18 protein-coding genes are annotated in these 22,329 nt (G+C 61.1%); 7 read left to right on the top strand and 11 right to left on the bottom strand.

Going from position 1 to position 22,329, the window contains the following annotated elements:
• Nucleotides 1-51: 51 nt before the first annotated feature.
• A complete protein-coding gene (locus tag RE418_RS11090) occupies nucleotides 52-441 on the top strand; it encodes a DUF3461 family protein (protein WP_004931929.1) in 390 nt (129 codons plus the stop codon).
• Between the two features lie 57 nt (nucleotides 442-498).
• On the opposite strand, the gene RE418_RS11085 is transcribed toward RE418_RS11090, so the two are convergent.
• From RE418_RS11085 to RE418_RS11065, 5 genes are all read right to left on the bottom strand, one after another.
• Nucleotides 499-951 (bottom strand): flavodoxin, encoded by a 453-nt coding sequence (locus RE418_RS11085; protein ID WP_033644870.1) that lies wholly within the window; start codon nucleotides 949-951, stop codon nucleotides 499-501.
• Between the two features lie 33 nt (nucleotides 952-984).
• On the bottom strand, nucleotides 985-1,755 hold the full coding sequence (truC, locus tag RE418_RS11080; RefSeq protein ID WP_043139895.1) for a tRNA pseudouridine(65) synthase TruC: 771 nt from the start codon (nucleotides 1,753-1,755) through the stop codon (nucleotides 985-987).
• A 60-nt stretch (nucleotides 1,756-1,815) separates the two neighbouring features.
• Nucleotides 1,816-4,164 carry a penicillin-binding protein 1C gene (pbpC, locus tag RE418_RS11075; RefSeq protein ID WP_043139891.1) on the bottom strand — a complete coding sequence of 783 codons (2,349 nt, stop codon included), beginning with the start codon at nucleotides 4,162-4,164 and terminating at the stop codon, nucleotides 1,816-1,818.
• Nucleotides 4,165-4,213: 49 nt separating this feature from the next.
• Complete coding sequence (locus RE418_RS11070) at nucleotides 4,214-10,189, bottom strand: alpha-2-macroglobulin (protein WP_043139887.1); 5,976 nt, start codon at nucleotides 10,187-10,189, stop codon at nucleotides 4,214-4,216.
• Between the two features lie 146 nt (nucleotides 10,190-10,335).
• A complete protein-coding gene (locus tag RE418_RS11065) occupies nucleotides 10,336-10,662 on the bottom strand; it encodes a YqcC family protein (RefSeq protein ID WP_025304043.1) in 327 nt (108 codons plus the stop codon).
• 178 nt (nucleotides 10,663-10,840) lie between these two features.
• Between RE418_RS11065 and RE418_RS11060 the strand changes: the two genes are divergently transcribed.
• Entirely contained in the window at nucleotides 10,841-12,079 is a 1,239-nt protein-coding gene (locus tag RE418_RS11060) for an MFS transporter (protein ID WP_025304044.1), read from the top strand.
• Nucleotides 12,080-12,687: 608 nt separating this feature from the next.
• On the opposite strand, the gene syd is transcribed toward RE418_RS11060, so the two are convergent.
• Nucleotides 12,688-13,236, bottom strand: coding sequence for a SecY-interacting protein (gene syd, locus RE418_RS11055; RefSeq protein WP_025304045.1), 549 nt, complete (start codon nucleotides 13,234-13,236; stop codon nucleotides 12,688-12,690).
• 63 nt (nucleotides 13,237-13,299) lie between these two features.
• Here syd and queF point away from each other — a divergent pair, with 63 nt between their 5' ends.
• The 3 genes from queF to xni all read left to right on the top strand — a co-directional run bounded on the left by queF (nucleotide 13,300) and on the right by xni (nucleotide 16,515).
• Complete coding sequence (gene queF, locus RE418_RS11050; protein WP_043139883.1) at nucleotides 13,300-14,145, top strand: NADPH-dependent 7-cyano-7-deazaguanine reductase QueF; 846 nt, start codon at nucleotides 13,300-13,302, stop codon at nucleotides 14,143-14,145.
• Between the two features lie 192 nt (nucleotides 14,146-14,337).
• Nucleotides 14,338-15,702, top strand: coding sequence for a nucleotide 5'-monophosphate nucleosidase PpnN (gene ppnN, locus RE418_RS11045; RefSeq protein WP_019455737.1), 1,365 nt, complete (start codon nucleotides 14,338-14,340; stop codon nucleotides 15,700-15,702).
• 54 nt (nucleotides 15,703-15,756) lie between these two features.
• Nucleotides 15,757-16,515, top strand: a complete 759-nt coding sequence (gene xni, locus RE418_RS11040; protein WP_025304047.1) for a flap endonuclease Xni — start codon at nucleotides 15,757-15,759, stop codon at nucleotides 16,513-16,515.
• Nucleotides 16,516-16,554: 39 nt separating this feature from the next.
• Here xni and rlmM read toward each other — a convergent pair whose 3' ends face one another.
• The 4 genes from rlmM to RE418_RS11020 all read right to left on the bottom strand — a co-directional run bounded on the left by rlmM (nucleotide 16,555) and on the right by RE418_RS11020 (nucleotide 19,625).
• The gene (rlmM, locus tag RE418_RS11035) at nucleotides 16,555-17,658 is read right to left on the bottom strand and encodes a 23S rRNA (cytidine(2498)-2'-O)-methyltransferase RlmM (RefSeq protein ID WP_019455735.1); all 1,104 of its coding nucleotides are present in this window, start codon (nucleotides 17,656-17,658) and stop codon (nucleotides 16,555-16,557) included.
• Entirely contained in the window at nucleotides 17,651-18,046 is a 396-nt protein-coding gene (locus tag RE418_RS11030; protein WP_004931896.1) for a DUF423 domain-containing protein, read from the bottom strand. The genes rlmM and RE418_RS11030 overlap by 8 nt, the downstream gene beginning before the upstream one ends.
• Nucleotides 18,047-18,097: 51 nt before the next feature.
• Complete coding sequence (locus RE418_RS11025) at nucleotides 18,098-19,015, bottom strand: transcriptional regulator GcvA (RefSeq protein WP_025304049.1); 918 nt, start codon at nucleotides 19,013-19,015, stop codon at nucleotides 18,098-18,100.
• 385 nt (nucleotides 19,016-19,400) lie between these two features.
• Entirely contained in the window at nucleotides 19,401-19,625 is a 225-nt protein-coding gene (locus tag RE418_RS11020) for a YgdI/YgdR family lipoprotein (protein ID WP_025304050.1), read from the bottom strand.
• Between the two features lie 196 nt (nucleotides 19,626-19,821).
• On the opposite strand from RE418_RS11020, the gene csdA reads away from it, so the two are divergent.
• Nucleotides 19,822-21,027 (top strand): cysteine desulfurase CsdA, encoded by a 1,206-nt coding sequence (gene csdA / locus RE418_RS11015; RefSeq protein ID WP_043139879.1) that lies wholly within the window; start codon nucleotides 19,822-19,824, stop codon nucleotides 21,025-21,027.
• 19 nt (nucleotides 21,028-21,046) lie between these two features.
• On the top strand, nucleotides 21,047-21,481 hold the full coding sequence (csdE, locus tag RE418_RS11010) for a cysteine desulfurase sulfur acceptor subunit CsdE (protein WP_025304052.1): 435 nt from the start codon (nucleotides 21,047-21,049) through the stop codon (nucleotides 21,479-21,481).
• On the opposite strand, the gene tcdA is transcribed toward csdE, so the two are convergent.
• Complete coding sequence (gene tcdA, locus RE418_RS11005; RefSeq protein ID WP_025304053.1) at nucleotides 21,472-22,278, bottom strand: tRNA cyclic N6-threonylcarbamoyladenosine(37) synthase TcdA; 807 nt, start codon at nucleotides 22,276-22,278, stop codon at nucleotides 21,472-21,474. The genes csdE and tcdA overlap by 10 nt on opposite strands.
• Between the last annotated feature and the right edge of the window lie 51 nt (nucleotides 22,279-22,329).

Raw genomic sequence — 22,329 nt, 5'->3', positions numbered from 1 at the left:
GCCATAATCGCAGTCGTGGAATATAACGATCACATCTAAAGAGGGCGCAGTATGTACGATAACTTGAAGAGTTTGGGCATCAATCAACCGGAAGACGTCGATCGCTATAGCCTGCGTCAAGAGGCCAACAACGACATCCTCAAGATCTATTTCCGCAAGGACAAGGGCGAGTTCTTCGCCAAGAGCGTGAAGTTCAAGTATCCGCGCCAGCGTAAAACCGTGGTGGCGGACAACGCCGGCCAGGGCTACAAGGAAATTCACGAGATCAACCCGAACCTGCGTTACGTGATCGACGAACTGGATCAGCTGTGCCAGCGCGATCAGGTGGAAGTGGATCTTAAGCGTAAAATCCTCGACGACCTGCGCCATCTCGAGGGCGTGGTGTCGCACAAGATTGCCGAGATCGAAGCCGATCTGGAAAAACTCACCCGCGGCAAGTAATGCGGATCGGTTGACCCGCATCATCGTTAAGGCGCCCTTTTACGGCGCCTTTTTACGTTATGACTGCAGCAGCGTGCCCCACTGCTCGACCCACGGGCAGGCGGCCACTTCCGGCTCCGGCTGTTCCATCGCATCGATTTCCAGCACTTCACCAACGCGGGTGGCGCCCTGCTCTTGCAGCAACGCATCAAACGTGCGCCCCGCGCCACAGAAGTGGTCATAGCTGCTGTCGCCGAGGGCAATCAGCCCGTAGCGCAGTTCCGGCTGATAGCCAACCTGATCGCGAATGGCGTGGAACAGCGGCGCGATGCTGTCCGGCAAATCGCCCTGCCCGGTAGTGGAGGTGATCACCAGCGCGTAATGCTGACGATAAAACTGCCAGGCCTCCAGCGTGCCCTCTTCGAACAGTTTGACCTCATGGCCCTGCTCGCTGAGGATGTTTTGCGCCTCTTCCGCCACCAGCAGCGAATTGCCGTAGACCGTTCCCACGAAGATACCAACCTGAGCCATGGCTCCTACTCCCTTCATTACCTTTAAAAATTGTCAGCTATCCTGACCGTTAGCCGCGCTAAACTCAACCCCGGCAAGTTCAGGGAATACCCCCGCCCAGCCGAACTGCGTCATCACCCCTTGCCAGTCTTCGTCCCAGCGCGCCGTCACCTGCAGCGGCTCGCCGGTCACCGGGTGCGTCAGCTGCAGATGGCTGGCGTGCAGCATCAGGCGCGGGCAGCCGAAATGCTGTGCCATCCCGCGGTTCTGCCGCAGATCGCCGTGCTTGCTGTCGCCGATGATCGGATGGCGAAGGTGCGCCATGTGGCGCCGCAATTGGTGCTTGCGGCCGGTTTCCGGCTGCAGTTCCACCAGACTGTAACGTGCGCTGTCGTAGCGGCCGACGGCCACCGGCATCTCTACCTGCGCCAACGGCCGGTAGTGCGTGACGGCCGGCTGCGGCCCCTTGTCGGCATCGGCATGTTTATCGGCGATTTTGTCCAGCTCCGCCGTCAGCGGGTAGTCGAGGGTCGCCCCCTCCTGCACGTAACCGCGCACCACCGCATGGTAGGTTTTCTGCACCTGATGCTGCTCGAACTGCTGCGACAGCAGGCGCGCCACCTCGCTGGAAAGCGCCATCAGCAGCACGCCGGAGGTCGGGCGATCGAGACGGTGCACGGTAAAGACGTGCTGCCCGAGCTGATCGCGCACCGTTTGCATCATGAAGCGAGTTTCATGACGGTCCAGCCAACTGCGGTGCACCAACCAGCCCGACGGTTTGTTCACCGCCACCAGGTGTTCATCCTGATACAAAATCTCAATCACATCGCTTTCCCAGATAAATAGCCGTTTCGGGCGCGAGTATAACAGGCGTGCGGCTCAGCGCTAGTTTACCCATTCGATGGTCACCAGGCGCGTATCGGCGCGGCCGCGATCGTCCACCGCCCGAATGCGATAACGCCCGTTGTTGATCGGCCGCCAGTCGATCGGCTTTTTGCTGGCGCTGCTACCGAGATAAATATCGTCGACAAACCAGTACACCGTCTTGCTGTCGGCGTCCGTCACCGCATTGAAGGCGATTTTGTCCCGCCCCTGCTGCGACTGGCGCAGGGTATAGGTGGTATTTTTCAGCGGCGAAGTGATGCGCGGCGCGTTGCCGCCGACGGCGATGCCGTTGTCCTTGCAGCGGTTAACCGGCGGCGTCCGTTTCGGCAGCCCGGCCTGGGCGAACACGTTGGCCAAATCGGAAGGCCAGAATTCAAAGATTTCGGTACGGGTCTGCGCCGCGTCATACGGCGGGCAAACGACCTCGCCGCTGTGAATATCCAGCACCACAGGCCGATAGACGCTGTCCACCTTGATCGGCGACTTGCCGGGAATGAACCAGGTCTTGCCCTTTTGCTGGCACCACGGCGTCGGCAGATCGCCGCTGGCGAGACAAATCTCCACCCGCCGCAGCCGTTGGGGGAACGGATGTTTCGGTTCCCGCAGGCCAGGGTAGCTGGCGTTGACGCTGTCGATGATATTGAAAAACAGCGGCGCGGCCGCCTCGGCGCCGACCAACGCATTGTTGCCGCGCCCGTCGAAGTTGCCTTCCCACACCACCAGCACGTAAGGGCCGAAGATTCCGACGCTCCAGGCGTCGCGAAAGCCCCATGAAGTCCCGGTCTTCCAATACACCGGCAGCGAAGAAGAACGCTGTGCCAGCGTATCGCCCGGCCGCCGGTGCTGGCGCAGCATATCCAGCGTGATGAAACTGGCCTCCTCACTCAGCAGCCGCACCGGCGTCGATTCGGCCTCGTTCAATCGCATGCGAAGCGGCCGCAGCTCGCCGCGGTTCGCCAGCAGCGCATACAGCTTCGCCAATTCCTGCGCCGTCACCTCACCGCCGCCCAATACCAGCGACAGCCCGTAGTGGCTCTCATTGGCCATATTGGCGACGCCGGTCAGGCGTAAGAACTGATAAAAAGTCGGCTGGCGCAGCTGCGAGGCGACATATACCGCCGGGATGTTACGGCTGAAGTTCAGCGCGTCGGTGGCGGTCACCGGGCCGAGAAAGCGCCGGTCGAAATTTTCCGGCGCATAGGCGCCGAACGACGAAGGCACGTCTTTCAGGATAGTCATCGGATGCAGCACGCCCTGCTCCATGCCCAGCGCGTAGATGAACGGCTTCAGCGTCGAGCCCGGCGAACGCTTGGCGTTGGTGCCGTTCACCTGCCCCTGGATCGGCCGATTGTAATAGTCCGCCGATCCTACCAGCGCGCGCACCCCCATATCGCGGCTGTCCACCAGCAGCACCGCGGCGTTTTGAATGCCGCGGCTGCGGTTGCGGGCGATAAAGGCGTTAACCTGCCGCTCGACCAGCCGCTGCAACCCGGCGTCCAGCGTCGTGTCGACGCGAGTGTCGCGCTGCACCAGTTGCTGCGTCTGCAGGCGTAGCTGTTCGATAAAGTGCGGCGCAATATAAGGCACTTGTTCAGGCTGCCGCAGCGCCAGCGGCAGGCGGAACAGCGTTTGCTGGCTGGCGTCGGTCGGGTAAACCTGCTGCCAGCGTTGGAACAGACGGTTGCGCGCCTGCGTCAATGCGGCACCGAGCACGCCGGTTTTTGGCTCCAGACGGTAGCTGGGCGACTGCGGCAGCACCGCCAGCGTCAGCGCCTCCGGCAGGGTCAACGCCTTCGGCGACTTGGCGAAGTAGATCAGGCTGGCGGCGCCGATGCTTTCAATGTTGCGACCGTAGGGCGCGTAATTCAAATAGGCTTCCAGGATATCGCGCTTGGAATAGCTGAGCTCCAGCTGCACCGCGCGCAGCACCTGCAACAGCTTGCCGCCCGGCGTGCGGGTATTGAGATGCCAGCGCATCCGCGCCAGCTGCATGCTGATGGTCGATCCGCCCTGCATTTTGCCGCCGGCGACATAGCTGCGCCAGAAGCCGCGCATCAGGCTGACGGGGTTAAAGCCGGGGTTGTAGTAGAACCAGCGATCTTCGTGCAGCAGCAGCCCACGCACCGCCAACGGCGACACCTGCTCCAGCGGGGTCCACAGCCGGTAGCGATCGTCGTTGGCCAGCGTGATGCGCAGCAACGCGCCGTGCCTGTCGTAATAAACGGAAGACTGCGGCAGCCCCTGCCACAGGGGCGGATGCGGCCACAGCCGAATCGCGGCCAACAGCAGCGCCAGTAAAAACACCGCCATCAAGCCGTTTTGCAGCACGCGCCCGGTCAGGATCTTCATACGTTCTCAGCATTCCGGCGCCAGACGCTGGCCTGGCGCCGGATATGGCCTAGTCGTTGCCCGCCGGCACCACCACCAGCTTGCCGCCGCCGGCCGACATGGCCTGCACTTCACGGTCGTACATGGCTTCGCCGTAGGCCGGTGGAATAATAAAGCTGCCGGTATTGGTGGCCTTGATCTGATAGACGAACTCCTGCACCTCGGTGCCGGCGCTGCCGTAGATAATCACGCGATCTTCACGGATGTCGCTGTAATCCGGCGCCCAGGTGGAGCCGGTGGCGGCCAGCGGCGACTGCCAGCCGCCGCGATCGTCGCTCTCCTCACCGGCATCGGCCGGTTCCGGCGGCGTCTGCTGCACCACTTCGAACCCGCCCGGCAGCAGATCGACAATCGCCAGGTTGCTCTGCCCCTCTTTCGAGTTGGCGCGCACCTTCAGATGGACGTTGATCTTCTGCCCCAGCGTCACCTGCGTCACCGGTTTGCCCTGTTCGTCGGTGTACTCGCGGACGATCTCAATCCCGCGCGACAGCGCTTTTTGCGGCGCGTTCAGATCGTAACCGGCCTGCGTCACCACATACCAGGCCGGCGCGCTGCCGCCGTTGGTGAAGCGCACGGCGGTGGCATCGGCGTTGAACTGCCCCTGAACGAACAGCCCCTGCAGCTCACTGATGCGCTGCGGGTCGCCGCCGCTTTTGCCCACCTGCACGATGCCTAACGCGTCCGCATTGGCGGATTGCGCCGCCACCTGGGCCGAGTAGCTTTCCAGCGCCAGGATGCTCATTGCAGAGGAGTAGGTGGTGTAACGCTCTTCTTTCAGTGCCTTGACCATATTCTCCAGCACCTGCGGCGGAATCGACGCCACCTTCTCAGGGAAGTGACGGGTAATCAAATACAGCCGCGTCGCATCCTGCACCAGCGGATCGAAATAGTTCTGCGTCCACCAGGCGCTGTCATACGCCTTGCTCAGTTGCTGCCAGCTCGGTTGCAACAGCGCGGCGGCTTCGTCGTCCATCTTCAACAGGCGATAGGAAGAGGCCAGATACAGCGCACTCAGGTCGGTTTTCCACTCTTCGCCATAGCGTTTTTGCAGCGTATCCTGCACCGCCGCCAGCGAGTTGGTGGTCACTTCGCCCTGCAGCGTCAGCAGGTAAACCGCCCAGCTGCGCAAGCGCAGCAGATACAGATCGTCGAAACCGCTGGCCGCCAGCTCGCGCAACGCGCCGTTGGCTTCATCCAGCATGCCTTCCGGCAGGGCGTAGCCCGCCGCTTTGGCTTCGAGCAGATACTGCACCACATAAGGCGTGACGAAAGGATCGGCATCCGGCGATGAACGCCAGGCGCCGATCGCCCCGCTGTCGTTCTGGCGGGCGCGCAGCACGCCAAGCAGATTGCGCAGCTGCTTGCTGACTTCCGCCTGGCTCAGGCTGCTTTTCATCTCTGGGTGGCGGCTCTGCAGCATCAGCGGAATGGAACGGCTGACGATCTGCTCGGAACAGTAATATGGGTAATCCGCCAGGTATTGCGCCAGCCCATTGGTCAGCACCAGCGGTGAATTCGACACCGCAGCCCGGCGCTGCGCGAAAGCATCGAACATCTGGCGCAGGCCATCGACGTTCTGGCTGCTGCCACTCATGCGCCCCATCACCGACTGGGTGCGGTACGGCGCCGCCGGCCGCACCGAGGTGCTGACGGTACGGCGGCTGGCCTGGTCGCCGTAACGGGCGTCGAACACCAGCGGCGCATCGCCCAAAACGGCTTTGGCGCGCAGGCGGAAAGCGATCACGCCCTCGCGTTTTTCCGCCAGCGTCAGGCTTTGCGTCGCGTTGCCCACCACCTCCAACTGCGGCGGCGGCGTCAGCAGGACGTTGATGGCTGCCGACTGGCCGTTCAGCCCTTCGAGGTTGTTGCTGATGCCCACGCTGACGTCGAACTCATCGCCCGGCGCCACCATCGCCGGCACGTTCGGCGTCATGATGAAGCTGTCACGCACCGTGGCGGCGGTTTGCGCCTTGCCGATTTTCTCCGGCGTCACCGAAATCGCCATGACGCGGATCTTGCCGTTGAAGTAGTCCGGCACCGGGTAGACGAACTGCTTCTCGCCGCTGACTTCGGTAATGCCGGACCAGTAGGCCACCGGCTTGTCACGCTTGCGTTTGAACGGGTTGAGGTTGAGATCCAACCCTTCGCCCGCATCGCCGCCCGGCGCCGCGGTCAGCGCCATCAGCTTGCTGAACTCCGGCAGGATCAGATCCAGGATCTGCGAGCTGCTCACGTTCAGTTCGCGCTTGCTGAAGAAGAACTCCAGCGGATCCTTCAGGCGGTAACGCGCCACCTGCAGAATGCCCTCATCGACGGCGAACAGCGCCACCTGCTGCGGCGCATCGGTCTTGACCGTCATCGTCAGGTTTTCACCCGGCTTGATGACCGCCGGCGCCGTCACCTCGAGGCTGTTTTGGCGCGCCTTGGTGCTGATCTTGAACGGCATCACGCCGTAGCTCAGCGGGCTCATGAAGATCTCGCTGGAGTTGATGTCGCGCACGAACTGCACGTTGATGTAGCCGTTGCCCTCCATGCCGGCCGGCACGCGGATCGTCTGCACCGAGCTGGTGGTATCGCTGTGGAACCACTGCCAGGCGTAAACCTTGTCCTTCTCGATGGTGATCAAACCGCTGCCGGTATAAGGCGCGTTAATCGCCACCTCGATCTCCTCGCCCGGCTGGTATTCCGCCTGGTTCAGTTTCAGCTTCAGTTCGGCGTTGCGATCCAGCGAACGGCTCAGGTTGGCGTTGCCGGCCACGCTGTAGGCGACGCGGTTGAGCGTCTTGCCCTGCGCATCTTCAATCACCAGCACGAAGTCGCCCGGCTTATCAGTCGTCAGCCGCAGATCCGCGCCCTGCTCGCTCAGCGCCAGCGGCTGTTCCGACAGCTGCACTTCCTTCATCTTCGACTGGTATTTGTAAACGCCCGAATCCTGTTTGGTCAGCACCGAAATGTATTTCTGTTCGATCAGCACCTGCTTCAGATTCGGCATGGCGATCTGTTTCAGGGCCGGATCGATGGCGATCACATTCAGATGCCGCTCCGCGTCGCGATTGATGTAGCCCAGATCGCCGTCGGCCTTCACCCCAATCAGATAATCGTAAGGCGAAACCAGCGTACGGGCGGTAGCCGCCACCGAACGCCCGCCGCCGGCGACGAACGCCTCCGACAACAGCTGCAGCTGATAGGTCGCGTCGGCGTAGGATTTCAGATCGAGCGGAATATCGGCCGCGCCATGCTCATCGGTGGTGCGATCTTCCAGCTCGGTTTCGAACCCGTCGCTGTTTTGCCGGTTTTCGTAGAACGCATAATCCGGGAAGCGATCGAAGCTCGGATACATCGGCCGCAGCGTCATCCTGGTGGTCACGCGGCGATCTTGCGCCGGGGTGCCGAACAGGTTCTGCACGTCGATGCTGGCCTTCAGCTCAGACGGTTTTACCCAGCCTTGCTGGCGGTCCGGCGTCAACGCCAGCTTCACTTTCAGCTGATCCGGTTCGAACTCCTTCACATTGACCGCGGTATGGCCGAGCAGCGTGGAGGTATCGTTGTTTTTGCCGATCAGATACAGATAGACGTTCCACTCGCCGGTCGGTGAGTTTTCATCGGTGGTATAGCTCAGCTCGTTGAAACCGCTGGCGCCCAGCGTCAGCGGTACGGTGGACATCAGCTTGTCGCGCGGATCGCGAATTTCGGCACGCACCGGCACGCCGGCCAGGCCAACGCCCCAGTCGGCGGCGCGGGTGATCAGGCCAATATTGAAAGTATCCCCCGGCCGATAAACGCCGCGATCGGAGAATAGATAACTGCTGAGGGTGCGCGGATCGGTCGGCGTTTGTTCACCGGCGACGTCGAAGCGCGAGAAGTCCAGCCCGCGATCGTTATAGCTACCGGTCGGCAGGAAGGAGACATCCCCTTCCTTTTCCACCAGGAACATCACCGGCTGGCGCTCGTTGGTGTATACATCGAGCGCCGGGAAACGCACGTGGCCGTCGGCACCGGTGGTTTGGCTGAGCAGCGTCACGCCGTTTTTGGCCACTACCGACACGGTGGCGCCGCTGACCGGTGCGCCGCTTTGGATCGACTGCACAAAGACATCGCGCGTCTTATCCTGCGAGCTCTTGGCGACGATGCCCAGATCGGTCACCACCACAAAGCGCGAATCGCCGACGTCGGGCTGCTCTTCCCCTTCGCTTTCATCTTGTTCCTGATCCTGCTCGGTGCCCGCCTCTTCCGCCGCCGGTTTTCGGTTCGGCTGCCATTCGGACAGCGTCAGCAGGAATACCCCGCGATGGGAGCTGGCGTTGGTGGAGAGATAACGGGAGAGATCGATGCCCTGATAGTTCACTTCCCCCGGCCGCTCGTTGTTGAGCGCCGTTTGGTATTTGAAATGCTCGGTGAAATATTCGTCGTTGAGACGGTTGAATTCCGTGGACGAGTAGTCCCGACTTTTGAAGGAGACAATGTGCTGCAGCTGGCTCGGGATCACCCGTTTGATGTCCAGCCGCAGGCCCGCCACGTTACGCGCCGCCACGCTGATCTGCTTGTCGCCGTTAACCGACAGCAGCGAGCCCTGCGACATGAACTGCAGCGATTTCGGGAACTCCGGCACTTCGACCACCCGATAAACCTTCTTCGGCATCTTGTAACCGCCGACAGAGACCAGCTGGTTGTCTATCTCGAGCAACACAAAGCGGTGCGCCGGAGCGTCGAAACGGAAGCTGAACTGCGGTTGATAGGCCTCTTCCGCCTCGTTAAGCGTCAACGGCAGTGGCGTCGCCTGCGCCAGCACGTTTTTGCCGACGCTGTCGACCGTCCATTGATAGAAGTCTTCGGCATCGTTGGCGGCCTCGGCATCGCTCGGATCGTGCTGCGGCAGCAGCCAGGCTTTGGTGGCCCGCACCAACTCTTTATCCTTCACCGCATCGCTGAAACCGACCACCAGCGCACGCTGCCCTTGGCCGCCGTCGGTGTCCACGACCTGAGCGCTGGCGTCACTCAGCGCCAGGCTGTAGAGGGTGGGTACCTTGACCCAGTTGCTTTTCGCCTCTTCGACAGCGTTGCCGGCCGCCGTCGATTTAACGCCCTTACCGACGGTCAGATGCACCGCGCCGCCCTGATCCAGCGCCTGAAGCGGCTCGGAATGCACCCAGGCGTTCAGTTTTTTCTCGTCATAGACCAGAGAGAAGTTCAGCTTTTTCTCGGAGGACGTGCTGCCTTCCTTCAATCCCAGCGAAATCTGTTTTTCAAAGCTGGCGACGTCGACCGGCGCGTTGAACTGCAGATTGAAAATCGCGCTGCGTTTCTGCGCATTCTGTGGATCGCGGTAATACTCGGCCTGCCCCAGACGGTAATCGAACGCGGGCACGGTGAAGGCATAGCGGGTTTTGGCGAGCTTGACCTGCGGCGCCAGCAAGGTGGCGGGCTCCAGGGCCACCTCATATTTCGCTCCCATCGGCAGCGGTTTTTTCGGCGAGAACACCAGCGTTGATTCATTGCTCCACGCCCACTGCCCTTCCGCCGTCGGTTTGAGGGTGATACCGGCGCTCACGGTTTTACCCACCACGGCGATCGGCGCGACCGAGCCGCTGAAGGTCAGGCTCACCGTTTGCGGCGCCTGCCGGGCGGCGGCGTAATCTATCGGCTCGGGGTTGGCCACCTCGGCGCTGATCTCCTGAACCACCAACGGCGCCGGCTCGATGGGCTGGGGCCGATTTTGCCACCAGTGCCAACCGTAAAACGCGCCGCCCGCGGCCCCCGCCAGCAGCAGCAGGCCCAGACCGATCGCTTTCGGGTGTTTATCCACGCCGCTTTCGAGCCGCAAAAAACCGCGCGGCAGCGCAGCCCACCAGGCCGGCGCGCGCCAGCTGAGGTTGCCGACCAGCGGTCTCAGCAACCGTCCCAACAGCGACAACGCCCCACCCAGCAGGCGACAAACGCCCTTAACCAGGGTAAAAGGCAAACGCAGGATAAACCTTAATAAATCCATTATTGCAGCACCTCATCATCCTAATGCAGCCCCCGGTCAACCGTCGCGGTTCAACCGAGCCGAAAGACACCGTCGGCTCTCCTGCCCGGCATCCGCGCGAGTACTCTACACTGCCGGGCGGCAAAAATCTGCGCGCCGCCGGTGAATTACGGCTCTTTGTTTAACATCAAATCCAGCTGTTGCAGCAGCACCAGCAGCGGCAGGCTGCTCGGCTCACGATCTTTCAACGCCTCTTCGAAATAAGGCGTGATAGCAAAGCGCGTCGGCAGCGGCGCTTGGGCATCCAGCAGCGCATACATGCGCGGCAGAAACACCCACTGCAGCCAGGCTTCGGCCGACATGCTGTCGATACAGAACGGCTCGGTGCTGGAAAAAGCCTCATGCTCAGGCGGCGCGGCCTGCCACAGCGCCAGATCGCGCATGGATTGTTCAATCGCCTGCAAACTGCGGCGCACCTGGTTATGTATACTCATCTGCATTCCCGATCTCTTTTCATTATGGTATTCAGCTCGCTGGCTGAAAGGCGGCAAAGCATAGCATTTTTATAGCCCAAATTTGGCGCGCCCGAGACCGGCTGCCGTTTTTATCTGGTGACGCTCGCCGCCGCGCGGCACAATAGGCCCACCGAATTCACCACACAGATAAAGATTCATGTCCGTAATAACAGAGAAAAAAAACCACGCGACGCCCGGTAAAGCCATGCTGGCCTCGGTCACCGGTTATGCCATGGACGGGTTTGACCTGCTGATCCTCGGCTTTATGCTGCCGGCCATCAGCATCGAATTAGGATTAACCTCATCGGCCGCCGGTTCGCTGGTCACCTGGACGCTGATCGGCGCGGTGCTGGGCGGCGTGATCTTCGGCCACCTCAGCGATCGTTTCGGCCGAATCCGGGTGCTGACCATCACCATTCTGATGTTTTCTCTGTTCACCGGCCTGTGCGCCGTGGCGCAAGGGTATTGGGATCTGCTGGCCTATCGCACCCTGGCGGGCATCGGGCTGGGCGGCGAATTCGGCATCGGCATGGCGCTGATCGCCGAAGCCTGGCCGGCGGAGAAGCGCAACCGCGCTTCGGCTTACGTCGGCATGGGCTGGCAATTGGGCGTGCTGGCAGCCGCCTTCCTGACGCCGCTGCTGCTGGAACACATCGGCTGGCGCGGTATGTTCCTGGTCGGTCTGCTGCCGGCGCTGGCGTCATTCCTGATCCGCCGCACGTTGGGCGAGCCGGAGGCGTTCGTGCGGCAGAAAGACGCCGGGCGGCCGCTCTCCTTCCTGCAGCGTTTGCGCCTGCTGTTTAAGGATCGCGCTACCAGCAAGGCCAGCATCGGCATCTTCATTCTCTGTTCGGTGCAAAACTTCGGTTACTACGGGCTGATGATCTGGATGCCGACTTACTTGGCGAAAAACTTCGGCTTCTCACTCACCAAGTCCGGCCTGTGGACGGCGGTGACGGTGGTCGGCATGACGTTCGGTATCTGGCTGTTTGGCGTGCTGGCCGATCGCTTCGCCCGCTGGAAGATTTTCGTGTTGTATCAGGTAGGCGCGGTAGTGATGGTGATCGGTTACGCCCAGTTGAGCGATCCGATGCTGATGCTGTTCGCCGGCGCCGTGATGGGCATGTTCGTCAACGGCATGATCGGCGGCTACGGCGCATTGATTTCCGATACCTACCCGGTGCAGGCGCGCGCCACCGCGCAAAACATCCTGTTCAATCTGGGGCGCGGCGTCGGCGGCCTGGGGCCATTGGTGATCGGTGCGCTGGTGACGCAGGTGTCATTTACCGCCGCCATCAGCCTGCTGGCGGCGATTTACCTGCTGGATATCTACGCCACGCTGTTCCTGCTGCCGAAAAAACAGGGCGCAGGCGATACGCTGGGCGCGATTGGTTAACGCTGGCGATGGATTAAGCAGAGGAGCACGCACGGCGGGAGAGAGCAAAAAGTTGGGGGCACTGCGTTAACAGTGCCCCCGGTTCGTTTTATAGCTATCCCGCTACACAGTGTGCTCCCTGCTCAATCCTTGAAAACTTTTCCTGCGGCCATCCTGACCAAGTGATCCTTGCATCATCCTGCAGCATCGTCCTGACGCGGTTCCTCAGCCTTCCTGACCCGCCGACAGTCCTGTGTCGGCTCTCAATCTCCGTCCTGGAGGTGTCCCTGGTTTCTATCCTGAAACATCCTGGGCATCTCCTGACGCCATCCTTCGCTCTGCCTGAGCGCATCCCTTTCTTCTTCCTGAAGCTGCATCATCCTGATGCTTTCCTGCTCCGCCGGTTCCGTTCCGGTAACGATAAGATCGCTTAAATTCCCCGGAATCACAAGGGTTTGGGAGGTGTCTCACACTAAATTAAGACTAAGAGTTATCCTAAAGAAATTCTAACCAATTGATCTGGATAACAATAATCTCATAGCCTGGAAAAAGGTGGGAAAAATTAAGAGCGATATCTCACAGCCCGTGTGAGAGATCTCTCACACGGGCGACGGCGAATCCGTCACGATTCAGTCCAACACCGGGCGCAGCGCATCGAGGAAATTCCCGAGCGTCGCCGCCAACAAGGTGCGCTTATCGCTGCCGAACTGCTCCAGTACCACGTTGCCGCTGACGTTGCACAGCGACACCATCGTCATCTCGGATTCGGTGGTCGCCAGGAAGAGGGTCGGTGACAATTTGAGGCGCTTTTGCGTCACTAAATGGCCGATGAGGTTTTCCTGCAGGCGGATAAAATCCTCTTCGCTCCAGACCTGCAGCAGGCTCAGGCGATGCTCGCCGAACTGCGCGCTCATGTCGCCGGCGTATTGCTGCGTGTAGAAGCGATGCGCATCCGGCTGCAAACGCAGCTCCAGCGCGGTCTCTACCTTTTCCAGCGTCGCCGCCGGTTCGAAAGGCTGCGGCAACCACAGCACGTCGTCCTCGCGATTCTCCACGATGCAGGGCGACGGCACGCCGTACAGCGCCTCGCTGGCCGGCGCGTGGCCGCGCTCTTGCTGCCACAACTCGACATAGCGTTGAGTGAATTCACGCAGGGCGTGCGATACATCATGGTCCATATTCTTTCTCGCATACGTTAAACTGACGGCCATTGTACCTATCTCTGACCGAGGTGACAGCAGATGTCCTCATATCAAGACCACCAGGCCCTGTCGGGGCTGACGCTGGGCAAACCCACCGCCTACCGCGATCGCTACGACGCCACGCTGCTGCAGGCGGTGCCGCGCAGCATGAACCGCGAGCCGCTGGGGCTGTATCCCGACAACCTGCCCTTCCACGGCGCGGACATCTGGACGCTGTACGAACTCTCCTGGCTGAACGCCAACGGGCTGCCGCAGGTGGCGGTCGGCGAGATCAGCCTCAATGCCGACAGCCTGAACCTGATCGAATCGAAAAGCTTCAAGCTGTATCTCAACAGCTTCAACCAAACGCCGTTCGCCGATGGGGAAACGGTGCGAAGCACCCTGCAACGCGATCTGTCCGCCTGCGCCCAGGGCGAAGTCAGCGTCACCCTGTTCAGCGTCGAGCAGTTGGAAGGCACGCCGATCGCCCGTCTGGCCGGCGACTGCATCGACCAGCAGGATATCCGCATCGACAATTATGAGTTCAACGCCGACTACCTGTTAAACGCCGCCGGTGAAGAGGTAGTGGAAGAGCAATTGGTCAGCCACCTGCTGAAGTCCAACTGCCTGATCACCCATCAACCGGACTGGGGCTCGGTGCAGATAAGCTATCGCGGCGCCAAGATCGATCGCGAAGCGCTCCTGCGCTACCTGGTCTCCTTCCGCCACCACAACGAATTCCACGAACAGTGCGTCGAGCGCATCTTCAATGATTTGATGCGCTACTGCCGGCCGCAGAGCCTGACGGTTTACGCTCGCTACACCCGTCGCGGCGGGCTGGACATCAACCCGTGGCGCAGCAACGTCGCGTTCACTCCCGAGCACGGCCGCCTGGCGCGCCAATAAGTGCGAAACATTGCTCAACAACTGAGCTAACGAGCGGTTTGTGTTGGTAAAAGCGCAGGGACGGCGGTAAGGTTAAAACGAGGCTGCAGCCGGGCAGAACGCCCGTTGCACCGCAGCACGCCAACCATAACGAGATGCTGTTTTGCTGCGTATGGATTACTACCGCCCCGCACCGGGTGCAAAGGAGTTACCTTGATTACACACATCAGCCCGCTTGGCTCTATGGATTTATTGTCGCAGCTGGAAGTAGACATGCTGAAACGCACTGCCAGCAGCGACCTGTACCGCCTGTTCCGCAACTGTTCGCTGGCCGTGTTGAACTCCGGCAGCCAAACCGACAACAGCAAACAGCTGCTGTCGCGCTATGAAACCTTCGATATCAACGTGCTGCGCCGCGAGCGTGGCGTGAAACTGGAGCTGGTCAACCCGCCGGAAGAGGCGTTCGTCGACGGCCGCATCATCCGTTCATTGCAGGCCAACCTGTTCGCCGTGTTGCGCGACATCCTGTTCGTGCACGGCCAAATCGCCAGCGCCGGCCGTTTCCAGCATCTGAACCTGGAAAACTCGGCCCACATCACCAACCTGGTGTTCTCGATCCTGCGCAATGCACGCACGCTGCATCTGGATGAAGATCCCAACATGGTGGTGTGCTGGGGCGGCCACTCGATCAACGAGAACGAATACCTGTACGCGCGCAAGGTCGGCAGCCAGCTGGGCCTGCGCGAGCTGAACATCTGCACCGGCTGCGGGCCGGGCGCCATGGAAGCGCCGATGAAAGGCGCGGCGGTCGGTCACGCGCAGCAGCGTTACCGCAACAGCCGCTTCATCGGCATGACCGAACCGTCGATCATCGCCGCCGAGCCGCCTAACCCGCTGGTGAACGAGCTGGTGATCATGCCGGACATCGAAAAACGCCTGGAAGCCTTCGTGCGCATCGCGCACGGCATCATCATCTTCCCGGGCGGCGTCGGCACCGCCGAAGAGCTGCTGTACCTGCTGGGTATCCTGATGAACCCGGAGAACAGCGAACAGGTGCTGCCGCTGATCCTGACCGGGCCAAAAGAGAGCGCCGATTACTTCCGCGTGCTGGACGAGTTCATCATGAACACGCTGGGCGACGCGGCGCGCCGTCACTACACCATCATCATCGACGATCCGGCGGAAGTCGCGCGGCAGATGAAAAAAGCCATGCCGCTGGTGAAGGAAAACCGCCGCAACACCGGCGACGCCTACAGCTTTAACTGGTCGATCCGCATCGCGCCGGATCTGCAGCTGCCGTTCGAGCCGACCCACGAGAACATGGCGAACCTCAATCTGTATCCGAACCAGCCGCCGGAGCAATTGGCCGCCGCGCTGCGCCGCGCCTTCTCCGGCATCGTGGCCGGTAACGTGAAGGAAAACGGCATCCACGCCATTGAACAGTTCGGCCCGTACAAGCTGCACGGCGAACCGCAGATGATGAAGCAGATGGACAGCCTGCTGCAGGGCTTTGTCGCCCAGCACCGCATGAAGCTGCCGGGCAGCGCCTATGTGCCCTGCTACGAAATCGTCGCCTGATCCTCAATCCTGGGCGGCGTAACGGCCGCCCTGTTTTTTCTGACCTTGCCGCCCATGATGATACACCTACTGATTGTCGACGCCCTGAACCTCATCCGCCGCATTCACGCCGTACAGGGCTCTCCTTGCGTCAACGCCTGCCGCCACGCGCTGCAGCAGCTTCTCCAGCACAGCCGCCCGACCCACGCGGTAGCGGTATTCGACGAGGACGATCGCAGCGATAGCTGGCGTCACCAAATTCTGCCGGACTACAAGGCCGGGCGTTCGCCGATGCCGGAAAACCTGCAGCAGGAGATGCCGCAGTTGCGTGAGGCCTTCGCCGAACTGGGCGTCGCCAGCTGGCATTCACCCGGCAACGAGGCAGACGATCTGGCGGCCACGCTGGCGGCGAAGGTCGCCGGCGGCGGCCACCAGGTGACCATCGTCTCCACCGACAAAGGCTATTGCCAGCTGCTGGCGCCGAACGTACAGATCCGCGATTACTTCCAGAAACGCTGGTTGGATATGCCTTTCGTGCAGCAGGAATTCGGCGTGCAGCCGCAGCAACTGCCGGACTACTGGGGGTTAGCGGGGATCGGCAGCAGCAAGATCCCCGGCGTGGCCGGCATCGGGCCGAAAACCGCCGTGCTGCTGTTGCAGCAGTCGGGCAGTCTGGACGGGATCTATCAGCACCTGGAGCAGGTGCCGGAGAAATGGCGCGGCAAGCTGGAGCAGCACCGCGAGCTGGCCTACGTCAGCAAACACGTCGCCACGCTGCGCACCGATCTGTCGCTGGACGGCAACCTGCAGCAGCTGCGACTGCCGATACAATAAGGGCGCTGCAAGCAGCGCCCGTCATCAGGTTTAACGCGATTAATCGCGCTCGTCGCGCCGACCCGGCACCGCCGACCACATGCGGCGCACGTGTACGGTGATCTCTTCGCGGTCGTGATACAGCTGTTTGGCGTGCACTTCGACGCTGATGCCGGCAGCGCCCAGCGCTTCGCGGATGCTCATCAGGTTTTGCGACACTTCCTCATAGCGCTTTTTCATCGGCAGCTTGAGGTTAAAGATCGCTTCGCGGCACCAACCTTTCACCAGCCACTGAATCATCAGGCTGGTCACTTTCGCCGGTTTCTCCACCATGTCGCACACCAGCCAGTAGATTTTGCTGCTGTTCGGCTCGAACTTGAAGCCGTCGGCGCGGTGGTGCGTCACCTGGCCGGTTTCCATCAGGCTCGGCGCCATCGGGCCGTTATCCACCGAATGCACCATCATGCTGCGTTTCACCAGCTGATAGGTCCAGCCGCCCGGGCAGGCGCCCAGATCGACCGCGTGCATGCCGCTGGCCAGGCGTTCGTCCCACTCGTCGGCGGGGATGAACACGTGGAACGCTTCTTCCAGCTTCAGCGTCGAACGGCTCGGCGCATCGGCTGGGAAGCGCAGACGCGGAATGCCCATGTAGAACGGCGAGTTGTTGTTGCTGTAGGAGTAACCGACGTAGCAGCAGCCCGGCGCGATAAAGAACACGTGCACCACCGGGCGAGTCGGGTTCTCGCGCGCCATCAGCACCTTCTGCTCGCGCATCGCGGCGCGCAGCGGCACCGTCAATTTGCGGCAGAATTTCATCAGCTCTTTGCTTTCGTTGGTGTCCGGCACTTCCACCCGCAGCTCGCCGCCGCGGTCAACCACGCCGATCAGCATGCCAACGATCGGCGATACCCGATCTTCCGGTGGCAGATCGCGCAGCAGCTCACCCACCACGATCATCTGGCGGGCGAAAATCAGTTCGCGGAACGGAATCTCCCGCGCCAGGCGATCGGCATCGTCCGGCTGATAGCATTCGAACAGCACGTAACCGCTGTGCTCTTTTACTCGTGCAAAGCCGTAAATCTCCAGCTGGGCGGCTTTGTCGGTGATCTCTGCCGCACACTCTTTTTCAAAGCCTGGGCGGCAGTACAACGCAATCTTATTCATGGCGCTCGGCCTTTTTCCTCAGACGCAAAGCGCCAATCAACATCAATATCCAGCCGATCAGGAAGCACACGCCGCCAACCGGCGTGATATATACCCAGACCTTCAGGTGCGACAGCGCCAGGCAATAGAGGCTGCCGCTGAACAACACGGTGCCGAACGCCAACAGCGCTCCGCTCCAGTAAAACCACAGGCTCACGCGGCGCTGCATCGCGACCGCCAGCGCCAGGATGGCCAGGGTGTGGAACCCCTGATACTCCAGCCCGGTACGGATCCAGGCCATTTCATTGGCGCCGAGCGTACCGCTTAACACATGCGCGCCGAATGCGCCCAACGCGACAAACACAAAGCCGCTGATAGCGGCGAAAACCAGCATGGAACGGCTGCTCATCGTGATCTATCCCATTAAAAATCACCGGCCGCGGCAAGGCGGCGGCCGGCCTTATTGTTCGTAGCGGAAGCGGAACTTCTCTTGTTCGCTGGCGGCACGCGCCAGGATCCACTGCCGGAAGGCGGCTATTTTACCCAGTTCTGCCTGGCTGTCATGACATACCAGATAAAAAGCGTTTTTACTGACCAGCACATCGTTGAACGGGCACACCAGGCGACCGGCTTCAATCTCGGTTTGCGCCATCACGTTGTTCACCAGCGCCACGCCCTGACCGTGCACCGCCGCCTGCACCACCATGGCGCTGTGGCTGAAGATCGGCCCCTGCTGCACGTTGATGTGCTGCAACCCCAGTTGGCGCGTATAAGCCAGCCAGTCGCGGCGTGAAACGTCATGCAGCAACGTATGATAAGCCAGATCCTCTGCGGTTTTCAGCGGATGATCGCCGGTCAGCAGGCTCGGCGAACACACCGGCAGCAAATATTCCGCATACAGGCGCTCGGCGCGCAGCCCCGGCCAGTTGCCGCGGCCGTAGAAAATCGCCACGTCGACGTCGTCCGCCAGCTTGTCCTCTTCGCGGTCCACCGCCTGGATGCGCACGTCGATGCCCGGATAAGCTGAGTTAAAGCCGGACAGCCGTGGCACCAGCCACTGAATGGCGAAGCTCGGCGGCAGACTGACGGTCAATGCCCCCTTGGCGCTACGCGCCTGCAGCTTGCGCGTCGCCTCGTTGATCGAAGAGAAAATCTCCTTGATATCGAGGTAGTAACTTTGGCCCTCTTCGGTCAGCAGCAGCGAGCGATTGCGCCGGCGAAACAGCTTCAGTCCGAGGAAGTCCTCCAGCGACTTGATCTGGTGGCTCACCGCGGCCTGGGTCACGAACAACTCTTCCGCCGCCTTGGTGAAACTCAGGTGGCGAGCGGCCGCATCGAACACGCGCAGCGCATTGAGGGGAGGTAAGCGTTTAGACATTAAATTAGCTACTTTTGTGTAACATTAATCCGAATGATTCGGCGCCGAAAATCGGGCGGCTTTGTGTGGCAAGCCATCGGTAAACGCTAACGGCGTATTGCCATTAGTTTTTTTAATCCGAGCCATTATAATTTGTCCGTTGAGGATGCGCCAGCAAATACCTATAGTGGCGGCACTTCCCGGGCCGGAACGAAAAGGGAGTGGGTGTCGAGGACGCCGATGAACTTTTGGCTTGTGGTTGTGATGTTGTGTTTGCAAATTGTCCGGCGATTCCGGACATGGTAGCTAGGCTACTGTTTTTTCACTTCCTGTACATTTACCCTGTCTGTCCATAGTGATTTTATGCAGCACCGCAAAACTTGCGGTGCTTTTTTTTGCCTGACGGTTACTGGTTGCTTTCAACCATCTCTTTCACATCGGCGCGGTTGATCTGCTGCTCGACGCCGTTAGCGTCTTTATAGCTGATCATGCCGGTATCGTTGTCCACTTTTGGCTTGCCGTCAGCGACAATGGTGCGTCCGTCATTGGTATGCATCACGTAGTTGCTGGAACAGGCGGCCAGGGTGAACGTAAGCATCAGGGCAGAGAGAACTGCGGCTGTTTTCTTCATTGAGGACTCCTTTTTAGTTTTAAATTCTGATAAATACCTTTTATGTGTATAGATGCGATTAATAAGCGCACATTTAATAGCATAACAAACTTTCCCAATTTTGCCAGGCGATAAGTCCTAATAGGCAGGATCGCTTGTCTCCGGCGGCAAAATAGGACAGGATCACCCATCGACTCAAGCCAGTGACAATCAGGGTATGACGCCTTTTAACCCCAGCCTTTTTCGCCAACAGTTTCCCGCGCTCGCGCAGGATGGTATCTATCTGGACAGCGCCGCCACCGCGTTGAAACCGCAGGCGGTCATCGACGCCACGCAGCAATTTTATCGCGATGACGCCGCCACCGTGCACCGCAGCCAGCATCGGGCGGCGCAGGATCTGACTGCCCGTTTCGAGCAGGCACGCGGCAAGGTGGCGAAATTGATCAATGCGCCGTCGGCCGACGACATCGTCTGGACGCGCGGCACCACCGAGGCGATCAACCTGGTGGCGCAGAGCTACCTGCGCCCGCGTCTGCTGCCGGGCGATGAAATCCTGGTGAGCGAAGCGGAACACCACGCTAACCTGATCCCCTGGCTGATGGTGGCGGAACAAACCGGCGCGCGGGTGGTGAAACTGCCCATCGGCGCCGATCGGTTGCCGGATTTGACGCAGCTGCCCGCCCTGCTCAACGACAAAACCCGCCTTTTGGCGTTGGGGCAAATGTCCAACGTCACCGGCGGCTGCCCGGATCTGGCACCGGCAATCGCCATGGCGCATGCCGCCGGCGCGTACGTGATGATTGACGGCGCTCAGGGCGTGGTTCACGGCCCGGCCGACGTACAGCGGCTCGATATCGATTTCTACGCCTTCTCCGGCCACAAGCTGTATGGCCCGACCGGCATCGGCGCGCTGTACGGCAAAGCCGAGCTGCTGGCGCAGATGGCCCCCTGGCAAGGCGGCGGCAAGATGCTGACCCAGGCGTCGTTCGACGGTTTTACCCCACAAAAGCCACCGCACTGTTTCGAAGCCGGCACGCCAAACATCGCCGGCGTGCTGGGGTTGGCCGCCGCGCTCACCTGGCTGAGTGAACAGGACATGGCGGCGGCGGAACGTTACAGCCGCGAGCTGGCTGACCGGGCGGAACAGCAGTTGGCGCAGCTGCCGGGCTTTCGCAGCTTCCGCAGTTCCGGTTCCAGCCTGCTGGCGTTCGATATCGCCGGCGTACACCACAGCGACATCGTCACGCTGCTGGCGGAGCAAGGCATTGCGCTGCGCGCCGGCCAGCACTGCGCGCAGCCGCTGATGGCGGCATTAGGCGTCAGCGGCACGCTGCGCGCGTCGTTCGCCCCCTACAATACACAACAGGATGTCGATACGCTGGTCAGCGCGTTGACTCACGCCCTCGATCTGCTGGCCGACTGACGTGATTTCCGGAGACACTATGCTCGCCCCCCATCCTTTTGGCCGAGAGATCACCGCCGAAGCCTTGATCGCTACCTTCAGCGCGCTGAAACAGTGGGAAGACCGCTACCGCCAGCTGATCATGCTCGCAAAACGGCTACCGCCGCTGCCGGAGGCCTTGCGCAGTGAAGAAATGGCGTTGAGCGGGTGTGAAAACCGTGTCTGGTTAGGGCACCAATTGCTGGAAGACGGCACGCTGCACTTCTATGGCGACAGCGAGGGCCGCATCGTGCGCGGCCTGCTGGCAGTGCTGCTGACCGAAGTGGAAGGAAAAACGCCGCAGCAGATCGCCGCATTGGATCCGCTGGCGCTGTTCGACCATCTGGCATTGCGCGCGCAGCTGAGCGCCACCCGCGCCAGCGGCCTGGCGGCCTTGGGCTCCGCCGTCAAGGCGATCGCCGCCCGTTACGCCTGACGCGCCGCCTTCGCCACCATCTTTTTCAGCGCGTGCGATACGGCGACGAAACCGAAGGTGGCGGTAACCATGGTCGCCGCACCGAACCCCGCGCTGCAATCCATTCTTTTTGGCCCTTCCGCCGTGCTGCGCGAAGCGCACACCGAACCGTCCGGCTGCGGGTAAACCAGCGGTTCGCTGGAGAAGACGCAGTCGATGCCCAGCTTACCCTTACCGTTTTTCACCACGTTGAAATCGTGCTTCAACCGCTCGCGCAGCTTGGCGGCCAGCGGATCCTGGATGGTTTTGGCCAGATCGGCCACTTCGATTTTGGTCGGGTCGACCTGACCGCCGGCGCCGCCGGTGGTCACCACCGGGATCTTGAAGCGGCGGCAGTATGACAGCAACGCCGCCTTCGGCCGCACGCTGTCGATCGCGTCGATGACGTAGCTGAAGTTATGGTCCAGCAGCTCGGCGACGTTGTCCGGGGTGATGAAATCGTCGATGCAGGTCACCCGGCATTCCGGGTTGATCGCCAGGATACGCTCCGCCATCACCTCGGTTTTCGATTGCCCGACATGCTGGCGCAACGCGTGGATCTGGCGGTTGGTATTGGTAACGCAGACATCATCCATGTCGATCAGAGTGATGGCGCCGATGCCGGTGCGCGCCAGCGCCTCAGCCGCCCAGGAACCCACGCCGCCGATGCCGATCACGCAGACGTGCGCCTGCGCGAACACCGCCAGCGCCTGCTGGCCGTACAATCGCGCCGTGCCGCCGAAACGCTGCAGATAGGCTTCCGAATAAGCTGTGCTCATAACGCTTTAATTACCTTCGTAATGCAAATGATAAGGGCCGGAAAATCCGGC

Origin of the sequence: Serratia sp. szju, assembly GCF_044594185.1 — a bacterium.
GTDB lineage: Bacteria > Pseudomonadota > Gammaproteobacteria > Enterobacterales > Enterobacteriaceae > Serratia > Serratia bockelmannii.
Note: the sequence above shows the minus strand (reverse complement) of the source record. Positions and strands in the feature narration are given on the sequence as shown.